Origin of the sequence: Legionella hackeliae (assembly GCF_000953655.1) — a bacterium.
GTDB classification, from domain to species: domain Bacteria; phylum Pseudomonadota; class Gammaproteobacteria; order Legionellales; family Legionellaceae; genus Tatlockia; species Tatlockia hackeliae.
Genome location: NZ_LN681225.1, coordinates 1,101,739 through 1,115,664, shown reverse-complemented (window position 1 = coordinate 1,115,664; position 13,926 = coordinate 1,101,739). Strand labels below are relative to the sequence as shown.

Here is a 13,926-nt window from a genome sequence, read left to right as displayed (position 1 = left end):
CCCTCCAGACAATACCTTAATAATTTCTTTTTTTTTAGTCGTTATCTCAGCATCGTTAGCTCTTTTTTATCGATTATAAATTCAATATACGTAATTGCTTCTTTAATAAAAGGAATTTGGTTGAAAGCCTGGGGCGGTTGTCGTAGACATTTACTTAAGCAGAAGGCAAGCCAGAAATACCACTTTACGAGCACTATATAAATACTTAACTCAAGTTCCTCACGAATTAAGCCATAAGTCTCTTGAAAAACATGAACTTTCTCGGTATTAAAAGACAATTTGTCTTTTGCACACTCGACAGACCAGGCGATTAGAGTATCTAAATAATCCGCTCTATAATCAAACTCACTAGCAGCTTCCCAATCAAGTATCCAAAAGTGGTCCTTATTTTTTGACCATAATACATTTTTAGGTTTCAGATCATTGTGACACAATTTATTAATGCTCATTGCTTCTAATGCCTGTAGAAATAAGCCTTGATTAGTAATAAGAAAATGAGAAATATGATTTAAACGTGGGAATAGATGTAAACTTTTTGAGAATTTATTAATTAATTCCCACCATCTGCTAAAAATGAGTTGTTTGGCAATAGTGTAATATCGCTCTCCCTTATCTTGTGCAAATTTTTTGTCATAGCTTTTGGAGGAGTTGTGTATCTCATGAAGCTTATTAGCAATTTGAGAGACCATGGGGACTTGAATTTCATCATTTACTACTACACGACCGTCTTTAAAGGGATATAAAATAAATATTTGGTTGTCATCCTCTAAAAAAAAGCCTTTCTTGCCCTCAACAGCAGAAACCACATTTTCTTTTTGAACTTTAGCAACCGTTTCTACAAACGATAACGACTGTAGGGTTTCAACTTTGTTGGTACGATAACTCTTTATGTATTGCAATATGTTAATATGCTTAATGATATATTTGCCCGTTGAAGTATTCACAAAGTAACTTTTATTTATATCGCCTCCGGACAAGCATGCTAAAGTACTTCGATTTATTTTAAGCTCCCAAAATTCTTCTATTTGGATAATTTTGTTTTTTTTAAGCATATTTTCTCCATCGAAATCTACATGACTCTGCTACCAACTCCAGGCAAGCATTGACACGGCTAAATTTTTTTAGACCGACTTCAAGGAACAGCTTTTTCAGTATAGTACAAATATTGAACAAATCGAGGTTTGAACAAATAAATTCTTCGTCCTGACCAATATCTGCCAGGACGAAATACGCTTTTTTAATGATTAAATGCTTTCTTTAATGCATAACTTGAAACTGCGTAAGCTAATAAAGCCGCTTCATAATGAGAGGGTAAAGCACAGAAATCATGAAGAATACCACCACATTCCATAAATTGGGCATCATTCCCGGCGTCAACGAGCTGTTGGAAATATTTTTTTGCATCATCATGAATAGGATCACATTCTGCTGCAATAATTAATGCCGGCGGTAGATTAGAAAAATCTTTTTGGAACTGTGGATTAGCAACAGGATCTTTTTCATCCTCAGGTTTAGATAAGTATTGCTTTCTCATCCAATGAAGCGTCGCTGTTTCGAGAAAATATCCACTTTCAAAGGTTTTATCGGAGGGCATTGTATTATTCAAATCAACCCATGGATAATAAAGTAATTGGAAGCAAATACTTAAATCCTTATTCTTTTTAGCAAGATGACAAATACTTGCAGCAATATTGCCACCAGCACTATCTCCACCCACAGCCAAAATGCCATTGCAACCAAACTCGCGCGCATGTTTTTGGATATAACGTGCTACATTGTAACAATCCATGTGGGCTGTTGGGAATTTATGCTCAGGTGCACGACGAAAACCCACGCCAACAACCAGGCAATGTGCACCTTCGCATAGAGCTCTGCAAGCATAATCAAGAAAATCAAGTTCTCCAAATACATAACCACCGCCATGGCAATAAATTAGAGCAGGCAAGTCAGAGGTATCCTTCTTGGGTCGGTATAAACGTACTTGTAGATTAGTACCGTCTATATTGAGTGTTTTGTCCTCGACATGCACATCAATCGGTTTTAATTTTCCAGGTACCGGGGCTGTTAATAGATTAAATGCCTTACGGGCTTGCTCCGGAGACAATTCAAGCAGGTTATTTCCATTTAAAGCCGTTTTTGCACGTTCGCCCAAACGTTGTATGAACGCTTTTGAATCGGGGTGAATTTGTCTGTTCATGATATTCCTTCCTTAGAAATAGTTGAGGTAATGAAGCAGGTACAAGATAAAAATAGCAGAAAAAGTAACTCTCAACGAAAGATTGTTATTTTTTTCTGCTATTTTAGGAGCGAGTGAGATTATTAGTTAACCGGATGATTTGGTGTTGCGATTAAAGCGCATTAGCGTATAGTTAGCTCGTTGAACTGCTTTGTTAATGGCTTCTTCAGGCCTTAACATCCCTGAAAATATAGCCTCCAAAGCCTCATCATTGATAGCTCGTATTAAATTTTGCGGACCCACGTAAATTTTTTGAGTGGAATTTTGCCCTAATTCTATTCGTCCTAATTGCACGATTGGATGATTACTCTCTGTGGCCAGCACACTATAAATTCCTGTGAGTCCTAATGGTAAATAACCTGTATGTTGATGCCACTGCTGTTGTATAGTGGGCTGGGTCAGGTATGAGAAGAATTTTGCTACACCTCGATAGACTGCGGAGGGTTGCCCTGCAACAGCCCAGAGCGCGGCCCCACCTGCAATGTTGTTATGTCGTGTAGGACTTACCTCAATATCCAGAGGGAGCGCTGCAACACCAACTTTAAAATTCACGAGTTCTGACAAGCTATTATAACTGCCAGAGGATTGACTAAATAAAGGACAGCGACCACTTGTAAACAATATCGTTGCATCGCTTGCCCGCCCACCATATTCAAAATAATGTTTCTTTTGCCACTCTTTTAATCGTGTCAGATGTTTGATAATGGTCTTGTTGTTATACGTTGCTACTGATAATTGAGGATCAGTCATGGTTAAACCATGAATCGCTGAGAACGCTTCAATTTGTATCCACGCAGGATAAGCCGTCGTATAAACACAAACAAAGCCCGCTTTTTGCAAATCAACGGCCAAATGATCCATTTCCTGCCAAGTGTGAGGAAAATTATCTTTCCAATAGCCAATTTTAGCCAAAGCATCAGCATTGTAATAAATGACAGGAATTGATGTATTGAACGGCATCGCCATTAATTTTCCGTTTTCACTATAGAAGGAGCGTATAGCCGGAAGAAAACTGTCTTTTGGTAAACTTAAACCTTGTTCTTCCATGAGCTCATCCACAGGTTTAATAATTCCCTTAGGATAAAGCATGGTCGTTGTACCGACTTCAAAAATTTGGACGATGGCAGGAGGTTGTTTGGCGCGAAAAGCCGCAGCGAAACTCGTCATAGCTTCTGTGTATTCACCTTTATAAACGAGTTTCAACTTATATTCATTTTGGCTTTGGTTAAAGCCAGCTGCTAACTGTCTAATTTCATGGCCTAAATGACCAGCCATCGAATGCCACATTACAATTTCAACAGGCTTGGCTTCCACTGTAGACCATAGAAAAAAGAGAGTGAGCAGTATCAAATGTTTCATGACAACAAATCAGGATAATCGCTAAACACTGCATCCACACCCCAATCAAAAAGCTTTCTTGCTTGTCGCCTGCGATTTACCGTATACACAAGCACTGCATACCCTTGCTCTTTGACTTCCTTCACACGTACTGCCGTTAAGGCGCGCTTATTGAAATGAACAGAATAGCAATCCAGTTCCTTGGCTTTTTGTAACCAGTCTTTATCCCACTCATCAAGCAATAAACCCAATGGCATTTCCGGAGCCAAACTTCGGCATAACGTTAATGCGGCAAGGTCAAAACTGGAGACCAATGGTAAGGGTTTATTTTGTGGCCAATAACGGTTTATATGCGATAAAACAGCCACTGTAGTTTGCTCTGTAGTTCCGGGATAAGGTTTAATTTCAATATTTGCCTGAACGTCTGAAAAAGTGAGCCACTCCAGTGCTTCTCGAAAATGAGGTATTTTCTCCCCACGAAAACGACGCGAAAACCAGCGACCAGCATCTAAAGATTGCAAATACTCAGCAGTCACCAACCCTATCTGACCCTGACCATTGGTGGTTCTTTTTAAGGTCTCATCATGAAAGACAAACGGCTCACCATCAGCACTTACCATGACATCAAATTCAAGATAGCGACAACCTAAGGCCAATGCTTTATCAAAAGCCGCTAAGGTATTTTCTGGTGCATAAGCTGATGCACCACGGTGACCGATTATTTTCTCAATTCGCTGTGGTTGCTGCTGCATTACTACCCTCTTCTCGATTTGAAGCCAACTCTATAATAGCGTTCATTGTTAATTCGTTACTCACTGTCAGAGCTGGAGCTGAAGAAGCCATCTCAGCCATCATCATCGTGTTTTTTGCCCGATAAGCTTGAGGCTGTACAGGGGCAACATCTCCCTCAACAAACATTAGAGAGTTCAAACTATAATGCTGTGTTGTATAAACCTTGTTTAATCGGCCAATTTCATCATTAACAAGTTTGTATAAGCGCTCACGCAGTTGTACTTTAACTTGTTGAATTTCTTCCATGCTCGGTTTAAATTCAATCCCATTAATTGTGTAAGTCGCTCCTGGCTTACTCACATCTTTTGCATTTTGATAAATATTAGTCAAACTAGCTTGTGGCACCCGAGCTTCAGCAGCAACGAATAGTTTTTCAAGGCCGGAACTGTCTTGAGAGCGATCAAATTGAGTGATATGCCAATCACCTGAGGCTATTTTTCCAAGCATTGACATAATGTCAGCGCGTGTTTTTACCAGATCAGCATTTGATAATGTCGCGTTCACATTAACTGTCAACAAGGCTGTCTGTGTGGTCACCCATTGTCTTGCAGACATTTGGAACATCACCTTATCGAGCACAGGCTTCGGTGGGATAGCAAGTGATATAGAACTACTTAGTCCTAAAACAAGCATTGCTGCGAATTTTTTCATTCAGCGTCTCCAATAATGTTTTAGTCAGTTTACACCAGGATAGAGATGCTTCCAATTTTCTAGGAAGGCAATGTCAAAAAACTCCAAAGGAATAAAAAAATTGGACGTTTTGCACCCATTTTTTGCGAATAATAAACAAAAAAGATATAGACTATAGATGAGGGTTATTGCCGCCATTGATTTACTTGTTGAATGGGTCTATAACATGTGCACGAGAAATTCTTGGAGCTTTACCGATGATGTCCATTGATATACTAAAAAAAACTGAAACCAGTATACCTGTTCAAGACGATTTTCTTGATTATGCGCTTGCACACGGATTTGGCGACCTTCATTTTAAAGTCGATCCAGAGACTGGAATGAAAGCCATTGTTGCCATACATAGCACGAAGCTTGGGCCAGCTCTCGGTGGATGTCGATTTATTGAATATCCAAATACTGCAAGTGCCATTAATGATGCGATGCGTCTTGCTAGAGGTATGAGTTTTAAGGCAGCGTCAGTTAATCTTCCACTCGGTGGGGGTAAAGCAGTTATTATTAAACCCAACAAACCTTTTGATCGTGAAGCCTATCTGCATGCTTTTGGACGATTTGTAAATGATTTAGGCGGTAGATATATTACAGCTCTGGATAGCGGCACGCAACTAAGCGACATGGACATCATTGGCCAACATACCTCTTATGTCGCTAGCTTATCCAGTCATAATGGTGATCCGTCTCCATCTACTGCAAAAGGTGTTTTAAGAGGTATTCAAGCGGCCGTAGAATTTAAATTAGGCAAAGATAATTTAAATGGATTGCATATTGCGATTCAGGGTTTGGGACATGTTGGTTATTTACTAGCCTCTCATTTACACGCCTTAGGTGCTAAATTAACAGTGACCGATGTAAACCCTCGTGCAGTTCAACGTGCCGTTGAAGAGTTTGGCGCTACAGCAGTTTCCACAGACATGATTCATCGAGTTCCTTGTGACGTATTTGCACCTTGTGCTTTAGGTGCTGTTATCAATGATATTACTATTAGTCAGTTACAGACTACCATCATCGCAGGTGCTGCTAATAATCAATTGGCCCATACTTACCATGGTCCAATACTCCATGAAAAGGGCATCCTGTATGCAGCCGACTACGTGATTAATGCCGGTGGTTTAGTATTTGCAGCGAGCAAATATTTTAATACTCCACAAGACCAGGTGAATCAACAAATTGATGGCATCGGTACTTCTTTGCTAGAAATCTTTATTCGTTCTCAAAAAGAAAATCGTCCAGCCAGTGAAATTGCTGATACTCTCGCTCAGGAGAAATTGGCTTAGTTTATTACGCAATAACCTTTGGATTGTTCCAAAGCTTATATTACAAGGTGGTTTGGATGAAACAGCATTTAAATCTCACGCCAGAACTCTATGCTTATATGTTGGATATTTCGTTACGAGAAGATCCTGTATTAAAAGCTTTAAGGGAAGAAACTGCAAAGCTGCCCCTTGGCAATATGCAGATTGCTCCTGAACAAGCTCAATTTATGCAATTCTTGATTCGGACAATTAATGCCAAAAAAATACTTGAGTTAGGGACGTTTACAGGTTACAGCGCTTTAGCAATGGCAATGGCACTTCCTGACGATGGACAATTGATTACTTGTGATATTAATACAGAATGGACCTCAAAAGCACATCCATTCTGGCGTGAAGCCCAACAAGAAAAGAAAATACAATTACGCCTAGGTCCAGCATTGACTTCCCTGCAGGGTTTATTAACAGAAGGGCACGCTCATAGTTTTGATTTTATTTTTATTGATGCGGATAAAACAAATTATCTTAATTACTATGAACTGGCTTTACAGCTAATTCATCCTCGTGGAGTCATTGCTGTTGATAATATTTTTTGGGACGGAAACGTCATTAACGAGCAGGATACGAGTGGGCAAACACGAGAAATTCGACACTTGAATGAAATAATTAAACAAGATGAGCGCGTTGATGTTAGTTTATTGGCAATAGCAGACGGGCTTTTTCTAATTAAACCTCGAACCTGATTGTATTAATCTTTGTTCCGAGTAAAACAGGGGTTAAAGTGACAATGGCAGAAACGATATATTCCAATGATGTCATTGTTGAAGTGGATTATATGAAGACAATAAGGGAGTGTATACATGAATGAACATATGATAAATCATCATGAAGGTAATCCTTGTGGACTAGATGGTTTTGCCTTTCTGGAGTTTTCAGGTCCAGACAAATCTTTCTTGCATCAACAGTTTAGTGACATGGGCTTTCATCAGGTAGCTACCCACCAAAGCCAGGATATTGCGCTTTATCAACAGGGAGCCATACAGTTTATTATTAATGCGGCGAAAGATTGCCAAGCCGAACAACATGCAGCCACTCATGGAGCAGGTGCCTGTGCAATGGGTTTTCGTGTCAAAGATGCCGAACATGCTTATAAGCACGCGCTTAAGAACGGTGCTGTTGCTTTCCAGGACTGTAAACATGCCGATCACGGTTTATTTGCTATTCAAGCAATTGGTGGGAGCGTCATTTATTTTGTTGATGAGAATCACCAGCCTTTTGCGGGGCAATGGGAGCGACAATCAAGCTCAGCTACCGATTGCGGGCTAACTTTTATCGACCACCTCACGCATAATGTCTATCGTGGCAACATGGATAAATGGGCGAAGTTCTATGAAACCATTTTTAACTTCCATGAAATCAGATTCTTTAATATTAAAGGTCAAATGTCAGGACTAATTAGTAGAGCATTATCAAGCCCCTGCGGAAAAATTAAAATTCCATTAAATGAATCAAAAGATGATGTATCACAAATTGAAGAATTCTTACATGAGTATCACGGCGAAGGTATTCAGCATATCGCCCTGAACACAGAAGATATCTATCATACTGTTCACACTTTAAGAAAACACAAGGTTCAATTCCTCGATGTGCCTGACACGTATTACGAAATGATTGATAACCGTATTCCCTGGCATAAAGAACCATTGGCAAAATTGCAACAAGAACGCATTTTAATTGATGGCGAACGAGAACCTAGTTCCGGTTTATTGTTGCAAATTTTTACAGAAAATATTTTTGGTCCAGTATTCTTTGAAATTATCCAACGCAAAGGGAACCAAGGTTTCGGTGAAGGAAACTTCCAGGCTTTATTTGAAGCGATTGAACGCGATCAAATTAAGCGTGGAACTTTACAAGAAACCCATTAAAATCAACAATCACTCCAGGTGTTTGTAATAAACTTGCGAACCCTTGGAGTGACCCATGATTAAATACTTTGCACCACAATTCTATTAAGGGAAACAGCAATGAAACTTGCGACAATGAAATCGGCTATCTGCCGTGATGGTGAACTTTGTGTGGTAAATCAACAATTAACCATGGCCACCAAAGTAGCTCATATCGCTGAAACATTACAAGATGCTCTTGATCACTGGCACGATGTTGAGAGTAAATTACGAGAAGTTTATCTCGCTCTCAATGAAGGACAAATTAAAGCAAGTTTCCCCTTTGAAGCTAGTCAATACACCTCACCCTTACCAAGAGCCTATCAATGGGCCGATGGCAGTGCTTATGTTAATCATGTGGAATTAGTCCGTAAAGCACGGGGAGCGGAAATGCCTGCCGATTTTTGGACCGATCCTCTAATGTATCAAGGCGGTTCAGATAGTTTTCTAGGACCAAGAGAACCTATTTTAGTGGCTGACGAAACCTATGGTGTTGATTTTGAAGCAGAAGTCGCAGTGATTACTGATGATGTGCCAATGGCAATTAACAGTCAACATGCAGCCCAACACATCAAACTCATATTATTAGTTAACGATGTTTCTTTACGTAATTTAATTCCCGCAGAAATTGCCAAAGGTTTTGGATTTTTCCAGTCAAAACCAGCAAGTAGCTTTTCACCTGTTGCGATTACACCCGATGAGTTAGGTTCACATTGGGATGGACAACGGGTGCATTTACCTTTATTGAGTCATCTAAATGGGCAATTATTTGGTGCACCTAATGCAGGCGTCGATATGACATTCTCTTTTCCAGAATTGATTGCTCATGCTGCCAAAACAAGATTTCTAGCTGCTGGAACAATTATAGGTTCGGGAACTGTTTCAAATGTTGATCGCAGTAAAGGCTCATCTTGTATTGCAGAAAAGCGTATGTTAGAAATTCTTGCTGACGGAAAACCCACAACGTCTTACATGACTTATGGAGATACCATACGAATAGAGATGCTTTCTCCTCAGGGACAATCTTTATTTGGTGCTATTGAACAAACCGTAACTCGCTACGAGGCATAACATGAAGCTCTACGATTACTACCGGTCAACTGCCTGTTATCGAGTGCGTCTGGCTCTAAATATTAAAAATATCAGTTATGAGAAAATTGCCGTCCACTTGGTAGGTCATGACGGTGAGCAACATAGCCCTGAATATTTAACAATTAATCCACAAGGCTTAGTCCCAACGCTTAATGAGAATGGTCATATTCTTTCTCAATCTCTAGCAATTATTGAATATCTGGAAGAAATAAGCCCAACACCTCCCCTACTGCCCACGACTCCACTTGGTCGTGCCCAAGTAAGAAGTATGGCATTAACTATCGCTTGTGACATGCATCCCTTAAATAATTTGCGTGTCCTCACGCGTTTAAGAGATCAATTTCAAGCCAGTGAAGAACAAGTCATGGATTGGTATCATCATTGGTTAAAATTAGGATTTGATACCCTGGAAAAGAAATTGCAGGATTTACCTCATAAACACCAGTTCTGTTATGGAAGTGAACCCTCAATGGCAGATATTTGTCTCATTCCGCAAGTTTATAATGCGCATCGCTTTGGATTTTCTATGGATGCTTACCCCTTAATCAATGAGATTAATGCACACTGCCTCACTCTTGATCCATTTAAGGATGCAGTTCCGCAAGCATAAGGTGAGAAAGTTGGGTCATTGACCCAACTAGCACTATTCTTTTTGCACGAATAGGAGTCTACAAAGAGAAGCCTATTTCTGGATAAAAGCGATAAAAGCCTTTGGAAATTAGAATCACCCCTAAAATTGCTAAAATCGCTACAACGACATAGTAACCAGCCCCTAAATAAACTTTTTTAGAGTAAGCTGCCATTGTATCTGGTATGGAAAGCCATAAAACAGATTTTATCAATATTAACCAACCAAGAATGGTAACAATAAGTACGTGAGGTTCCAGGATCCAGAAATTGTGAGTAATTACTATTAATAAACCAAAAACTAATCCAAAAGAAGCTGCAACTAAAATTGTTCCATAATCAGCTGATAACGTAGCAAAAAATCGTCTGTAAAAATTTACTCTCGCCAAAAGAATAATCGCCATAATAAGCAGATAGAAGCCTAAAATTTGCGCGAATACGTAAGAGTGAAAGAATGTTGAAAACATGTTTTCTCCTTGAACCTTGTCTTCATAATATAAGTATAGTACTCCGCTTATCTCTTAATTCAGATCGTTAAAACCATGCCTTAGCGACTAAAGCGGTTGAAACCCCCGCCGAGGTTCGTTGTAGAATACTCCATTCGGATTTACAACGTTGTAGATGCCCTAATAAAATTGTCTGGCTATCGCATTGGTAATGTATAGGTAAATTGTCGTAAACACCGCCCTCGTCAACCGCCTGACATTTCTCTCCAGAAATAAGCTCTAATGCCCAAGGGTAAGCCTCTGACATATCTAATAGGGTATGTTGACTGTTATCTAGCGCCGAAGATAAATTAATCTTTATACTTCCACCTTCCCAGGGAGATTGGGGACAAACGGCCTCCGTATGAGCCCCATAAGGTTTAACAAAACAAGGATCATATACTTTGCCAGCTGCTAAACACCGCCAAGCATCCTCTCTTTTGATGCGCTGCGATTGTTGGAAGCATTGTCCTGTAACCTCTCCTTTAATTACTAGCGGTGCCTGTTGGATAGCTTCACCATAAGGGCGATAAAGTTTAAGTTCGGTATCTTGTGCAAACACATAAAAAGACCCCATACATGCTAAAATCCCAATCATTGTACGCAGCATCACCCACCCCTCAATGAATATTTGAAATTCAAGTTGAACAATTTATTTTCACTTATTTTTTAAGTATACTGTTAGAAAATCATTTATTTAGAGCTTACCATGCCATTTAGAACTGTACCCTCCTCCAAAAACCCTCCCAAAGAACGATCGCTTGTTGTTTGTGCGGGCACGGTTACCTGCAAAGAAGTAGACCAAATGGGTTCTGGTTTCGTTGTTTTTAAAAGCCTCTTTAATTCTCATCTGCATGTCAGTGACGATAATACTACATGGGAAGATGAATTAAACAAACACTTAATGCAGTTTAACGCAAAATCACCTGTGGCACTGCCAGCCTATATTCGCCTGGCGAAACAAAGTAATGATGAAAATAGTTACATTGGAGGGGTTGCTACAGTTCCCAGCAAAGCAGGAAATAAAGGTTTAACCTGGGAAAAATTTTCAAATAATACCGAGCGCGACAAATCCTTTATTGAGCAATATAAAGAGGCCATAGAAAAAGCCATCGACGATGCCAAAGCGTTGCACCGTCCTCTGTATATTCAACCGTTAGGTATCGGCGTTTATGGTTGGAAGCCTGAGGAAGCAGCGAAGTTATTTGCTGAAGTGATCTTAAAAAGTGATCCCAATGATGAATTAGACATTACAATCCCTATTTTTGGAGCAGACTCCTCTTCAAACGATAAAAAATTTGAACGAACTTTAATTCAGGAGATGGCCAAACATAGCCGAAGTCCAACAGAAACAACACAAAATAAAGAAACACTGGATGCTTTACCATCAAAACCCGTAAGAAATGACGGGGAGAAAGCAGAGGATCGTGTTATGAACTCTCAACGGATTAAGTTAACCACCATCATTACTACATTAATCAACAATATTGAAACGAAACAAGGAACCCGTTGGACTTCAGGTCATAACTCTAAAAAAATAAACGACTTGAAAGAACTTAAAAGAACCATGCATCAAACACTAGAAGATGAATGGAGCGAAAAAGAAGGTAAGTTTATTCTAAACATATTGAAAATTTGCGAACAGAGAAGAAATATCCTGCATTTCTGGGCTACCCCTGAAAGCGTTACTGAATTTAAAGCCCTCCTTAAGGAGCAGAATATAGAGCTACCTCAGGAAAGCGGAGTACATCTGAACCATAAAGCATCGTAGCGAACCTAGCAAAGCAATTGATCCTTACATTGTTCGCAATGCGAGGATGAAATGGGTGCTCAATTTATGAGTTTCTAACGTAAATCTGGAACTTATTGGCATTTTAGAAATATGCAGATGGAATAAAGCAAGACTAGCCTGATTGACGTTTACTGCCAACGGATTTATGACTCACCCTTAATTGGGAAAATGCAATTTAGTTAAATAGATTGATTTAATATAATGCATTACAAGTATGATAGAATAACCCTCTTTTTTAAAAAATAGCGATGTATCGACGTGAAATCTACCGAGGATCTTACTTTTCCTAAAAGTATGGATAGGCTTTCTTTTTGTTCTTTGACCTTGCGTGATGAATTATTAACTAATATTTCTTCATTAAACTATAAAAATATGACACCAATCCAGGCGCAAAGTTTGCCTATTATACTTAATGGAAGTGATCTCATCGCTCAATCTAAAACAGGTAGTGGGAAAACTGCTACCTTTGGTTTGGCACTGTTGAATCTTTTAAATGTAGAACTCTTTGCCGTCCAAGCTTTGGTTCTATGTCCAACACGTGAATTAGCAGAGCAAGTTAGCCAAGCCTTGCGACGCTTTGCGCGTCTTATGCCAAATGTCAAAATTCTTAATCTATCAGGCGGTATGCCAATGAAACCGCAACTTGATTCGCTAAAACACGGGGCCCACATCATTGTAGGAACTCCGGGGCGAGTACAAAAACATTTGAATAAAGAATCTCTGTCATTACGTCAGTTAGGCATGTTGGTTTTGGACGAGGCCGACAGAATGCTAGACATGGGTTTTTATGATGCAATAAAAGAAATCCTTTCTTTTTGTTCTAAAAAACGACAAACCTTGTTGTTTTCGGCAACTTATCCAGCACAAATTAAACAACTTTCCAGCGAGTTTTTAGACAATCCAAAACACATCATCATAGAAGAGCTCGAAAACCATCTTGATATTGAGCAATGTTTTTATGAGGTTTCAAATCAGGCCAACAAATTTTTGGTATTAAAGGCGCTATTAGTTCATCACCAAGCGAGTTCAACCCTTATTTTTTGTAATACTAAAGAACAAACCACGCAATTAACAACCCTGCTAAATAATGAAGGTTTTAGTGCAATAGCATTAAATGGGGACTTGGAACAAATTGAGCGCGATCAAGCAATGATCCGATTCGTTAATCAAAGTTGCTCGATTTTGGTGGCTACTGATGTGGCAGCACGAGGTTTGGATATCAAAGAACTCCCCATGGTAATCAATTATGAGCTTTCTTTTGAACATGATGTTCATATTCATCGCATAGGCCGTACTGGACGTGCGGGTAATAGTGGGATCGCATTAAGTATCACCACCCCCTCCGATGCCGAGCGAATTTGTTTGATTGAACAGAATTTGGCAAAACCGTTGCGTTGGGGAAATATAAATACATTAACCAATTCTGACATCACGATAAAATTACCTCTCATGGTGACTTTATATATTAGTGCAGGAAAAAAAGATAAAATTAGTCCGGGTGATATCCTGGGTGCTTTAACAAAAGACGCAGGCATAGTGGGAGATAAAATTGGTAAAATCAATATTTCTGCACTTTATTCCTATGTGGCAATAGAACGAAGTCAAGCCGATAAAGCATTTCGCTATTTTCAAAATGGAAAGTTGAAAGGACGACGGGTGGGTGTGAAACGACTCCAATAGC

General features: G+C 39.4%; 14 protein-coding genes. 7 read left to right on the top strand and 7 right to left on the bottom strand.

The annotated features are described in order from the left end of the window. Positions 1–41: 41 nt before the first annotated feature. From LHA_RS05135 to LHA_RS05115, 5 genes are all read right to left on the bottom strand, one after another. Positions 42–1,052: a phosphotransferase gene (locus tag LHA_RS05135; protein ID WP_045105583.1), complete on the bottom strand. Its 1,011-nt coding sequence runs from the start codon at positions 1,050–1,052 to the stop codon at positions 42–44. A 185-nt stretch (positions 1,053–1,237) separates the two neighbouring features. Continuing rightward, positions 1,238–2,197 carry an alpha/beta hydrolase gene (locus tag LHA_RS05130; RefSeq protein WP_052673595.1) on the bottom strand — a complete coding sequence of 320 codons (960 nt, stop codon included), beginning with the start codon at positions 2,195–2,197 and terminating at the stop codon, positions 1,238–1,240. 126 nt (positions 2,198–2,323) lie between these two features. Further along, complete coding sequence (locus LHA_RS05125; protein WP_045105582.1) at positions 2,324–3,595, bottom strand: extracellular solute-binding protein; 1,272 nt, start codon at positions 3,593–3,595, stop codon at positions 2,324–2,326. Next, on the bottom strand, positions 3,592–4,326 hold the full coding sequence (gene ugpQ / locus LHA_RS05120; protein WP_045105581.1) for a glycerophosphodiester phosphodiesterase: 735 nt from the start codon (positions 4,324–4,326) through the stop codon (positions 3,592–3,594). The genes LHA_RS05125 and ugpQ overlap by 4 nt, the downstream gene beginning before the upstream one ends. Next, positions 4,301–4,999 carry a hypothetical protein gene (locus LHA_RS05115; protein WP_407927334.1) on the bottom strand — a complete coding sequence of 233 codons (699 nt, stop codon included), beginning with the start codon at positions 4,997–4,999 and terminating at the stop codon, positions 4,301–4,303. The genes ugpQ and LHA_RS05115 overlap by 26 nt, the downstream gene beginning before the upstream one ends. A gap of 254 nt (positions 5,000–5,253) precedes the next feature. Here LHA_RS05115 and LHA_RS05110 point away from each other — a divergent pair, with 254 nt between their 5' ends. The 5 genes from LHA_RS05110 (at position 5,254) to maiA (ending at position 9,951) form a co-directional block, all read left to right on the top strand. After that, the gene (locus LHA_RS05110; RefSeq protein WP_045105579.1) at positions 5,254–6,330 is read left to right on the top strand and encodes a Leu/Phe/Val dehydrogenase; all 1,077 of its coding nucleotides are present in this window, start codon (positions 5,254–5,256) and stop codon (positions 6,328–6,330) included. Positions 6,331–6,386: 56 nt separating this feature from the next. Then, a complete protein-coding gene (locus LHA_RS05105) occupies positions 6,387–7,049 on the top strand; it encodes a class I SAM-dependent methyltransferase (RefSeq protein ID WP_045105578.1) in 663 nt (220 codons plus the stop codon). Between the two features lie 117 nt (positions 7,050–7,166). Beyond that, positions 7,167–8,231, top strand: coding sequence for a 4-hydroxyphenylpyruvate dioxygenase (gene hppD / locus LHA_RS05100; RefSeq protein ID WP_082060289.1), 1,065 nt, complete (start codon positions 7,167–7,169; stop codon positions 8,229–8,231). Between the two features lie 99 nt (positions 8,232–8,330). After that, positions 8,331–9,320 (top strand): fumarylacetoacetate hydrolase family protein, encoded by a 990-nt coding sequence (locus LHA_RS05095; protein ID WP_045105577.1) that lies wholly within the window; start codon positions 8,331–8,333, stop codon positions 9,318–9,320. A gap of 1 nt (position 9,321) precedes the next feature. Next, entirely contained in the window at positions 9,322–9,951 is a 630-nt protein-coding gene (gene maiA, locus LHA_RS05090) for a maleylacetoacetate isomerase (RefSeq protein ID WP_045105576.1), read from the top strand. A 58-nt stretch (positions 9,952–10,009) separates the two neighbouring features. On the opposite strand, the gene LHA_RS05085 is transcribed toward maiA, so the two are convergent. Together LHA_RS05085 and LHA_RS05080 are read right to left on the bottom strand one after the other, a co-directional pair. Continuing rightward, positions 10,010–10,435 carry a hypothetical protein gene (locus LHA_RS05085; protein WP_045105575.1) on the bottom strand — a complete coding sequence of 142 codons (426 nt, stop codon included), beginning with the start codon at positions 10,433–10,435 and terminating at the stop codon, positions 10,010–10,012. Positions 10,436–10,502: 67 nt separating this feature from the next. Then, positions 10,503–11,063, bottom strand: a complete 561-nt coding sequence (locus LHA_RS05080) for a hypothetical protein (protein ID WP_045105574.1) — start codon at positions 11,061–11,063, stop codon at positions 10,503–10,505. 99 nt (positions 11,064–11,162) lie between these two features. On the opposite strand from LHA_RS05080, the gene LHA_RS05075 reads away from it, so the two are divergent. Both LHA_RS05075 and dbpA read left to right on the top strand, forming a co-directional pair. After that, complete coding sequence (locus LHA_RS05075) at positions 11,163–12,224, top strand: hypothetical protein (protein ID WP_045105573.1); 1,062 nt, start codon at positions 11,163–11,165, stop codon at positions 12,222–12,224. A gap of 315 nt (positions 12,225–12,539) precedes the next feature. Beyond that, entirely contained in the window at positions 12,540–13,925 is a 1,386-nt protein-coding gene (dbpA, locus tag LHA_RS05070) for an ATP-dependent RNA helicase DbpA (RefSeq protein ID WP_045105572.1), read from the top strand. The last annotated feature ends 1 nt before the right edge of the window (position 13,926 follow it).

Excerpts from the sequence above, each read along its gene's own strand:
- LHA_RS05135 (WP_045105583.1), bottom strand. The coding sequence starts at position 1,052 with ATGCTTAAAAAAAACAAAATTATCCAAATAGAAGAATTTTGGGAGCTT.
- LHA_RS05130 (WP_052673595.1), bottom strand. The coding sequence starts at position 2,197 with ATGAACAGACAAATTCACCCCGATTCAAAAGCGTTCATACAACGTTTG.
- LHA_RS05125 (WP_045105582.1), bottom strand. The coding sequence starts at position 3,595 with ATGAAACATTTGATACTGCTCACTCTCTTTTTTCTATGGTCTACAGTG.
- ugpQ (WP_045105581.1), bottom strand. The coding sequence starts at position 4,326 with ATGCAGCAGCAACCACAGCGAATTGAGAAAATAATCGGTCACCGTGGT.
- LHA_RS05115 (WP_407927334.1), bottom strand. The coding sequence starts at position 4,999 with ATGCTTGTTTTAGGACTAAGTAGTTCTATATCACTTGCTATCCCACCG.
- LHA_RS05110 (WP_045105579.1), top strand. The coding sequence starts at position 5,254 with ATGATGTCCATTGATATACTAAAAAAAACTGAAACCAGTATACCTGTT.
- LHA_RS05105 (WP_045105578.1), top strand. The coding sequence starts at position 6,387 with ATGAAACAGCATTTAAATCTCACGCCAGAACTCTATGCTTATATGTTG.
- hppD (WP_082060289.1), top strand. The coding sequence starts at position 7,167 with ATGAATGAACATATGATAAATCATCATGAAGGTAATCCTTGTGGACTA.
- LHA_RS05095 (WP_045105577.1), top strand. The coding sequence starts at position 8,331 with ATGAAACTTGCGACAATGAAATCGGCTATCTGCCGTGATGGTGAACTT.
- maiA (WP_045105576.1), top strand. The coding sequence starts at position 9,322 with ATGAAGCTCTACGATTACTACCGGTCAACTGCCTGTTATCGAGTGCGT.
- LHA_RS05085 (WP_045105575.1), bottom strand. The coding sequence starts at position 10,435 with ATGTTTTCAACATTCTTTCACTCTTACGTATTCGCGCAAATTTTAGGC.
- LHA_RS05080 (WP_045105574.1), bottom strand. The coding sequence starts at position 11,063 with ATGCTGCGTACAATGATTGGGATTTTAGCATGTATGGGGTCTTTTTAT.
- LHA_RS05075 (WP_045105573.1), top strand. The coding sequence starts at position 11,163 with ATGCCATTTAGAACTGTACCCTCCTCCAAAAACCCTCCCAAAGAACGA.
- dbpA (WP_045105572.1), top strand. The coding sequence starts at position 12,540 with ATGGATAGGCTTTCTTTTTGTTCTTTGACCTTGCGTGATGAATTATTA.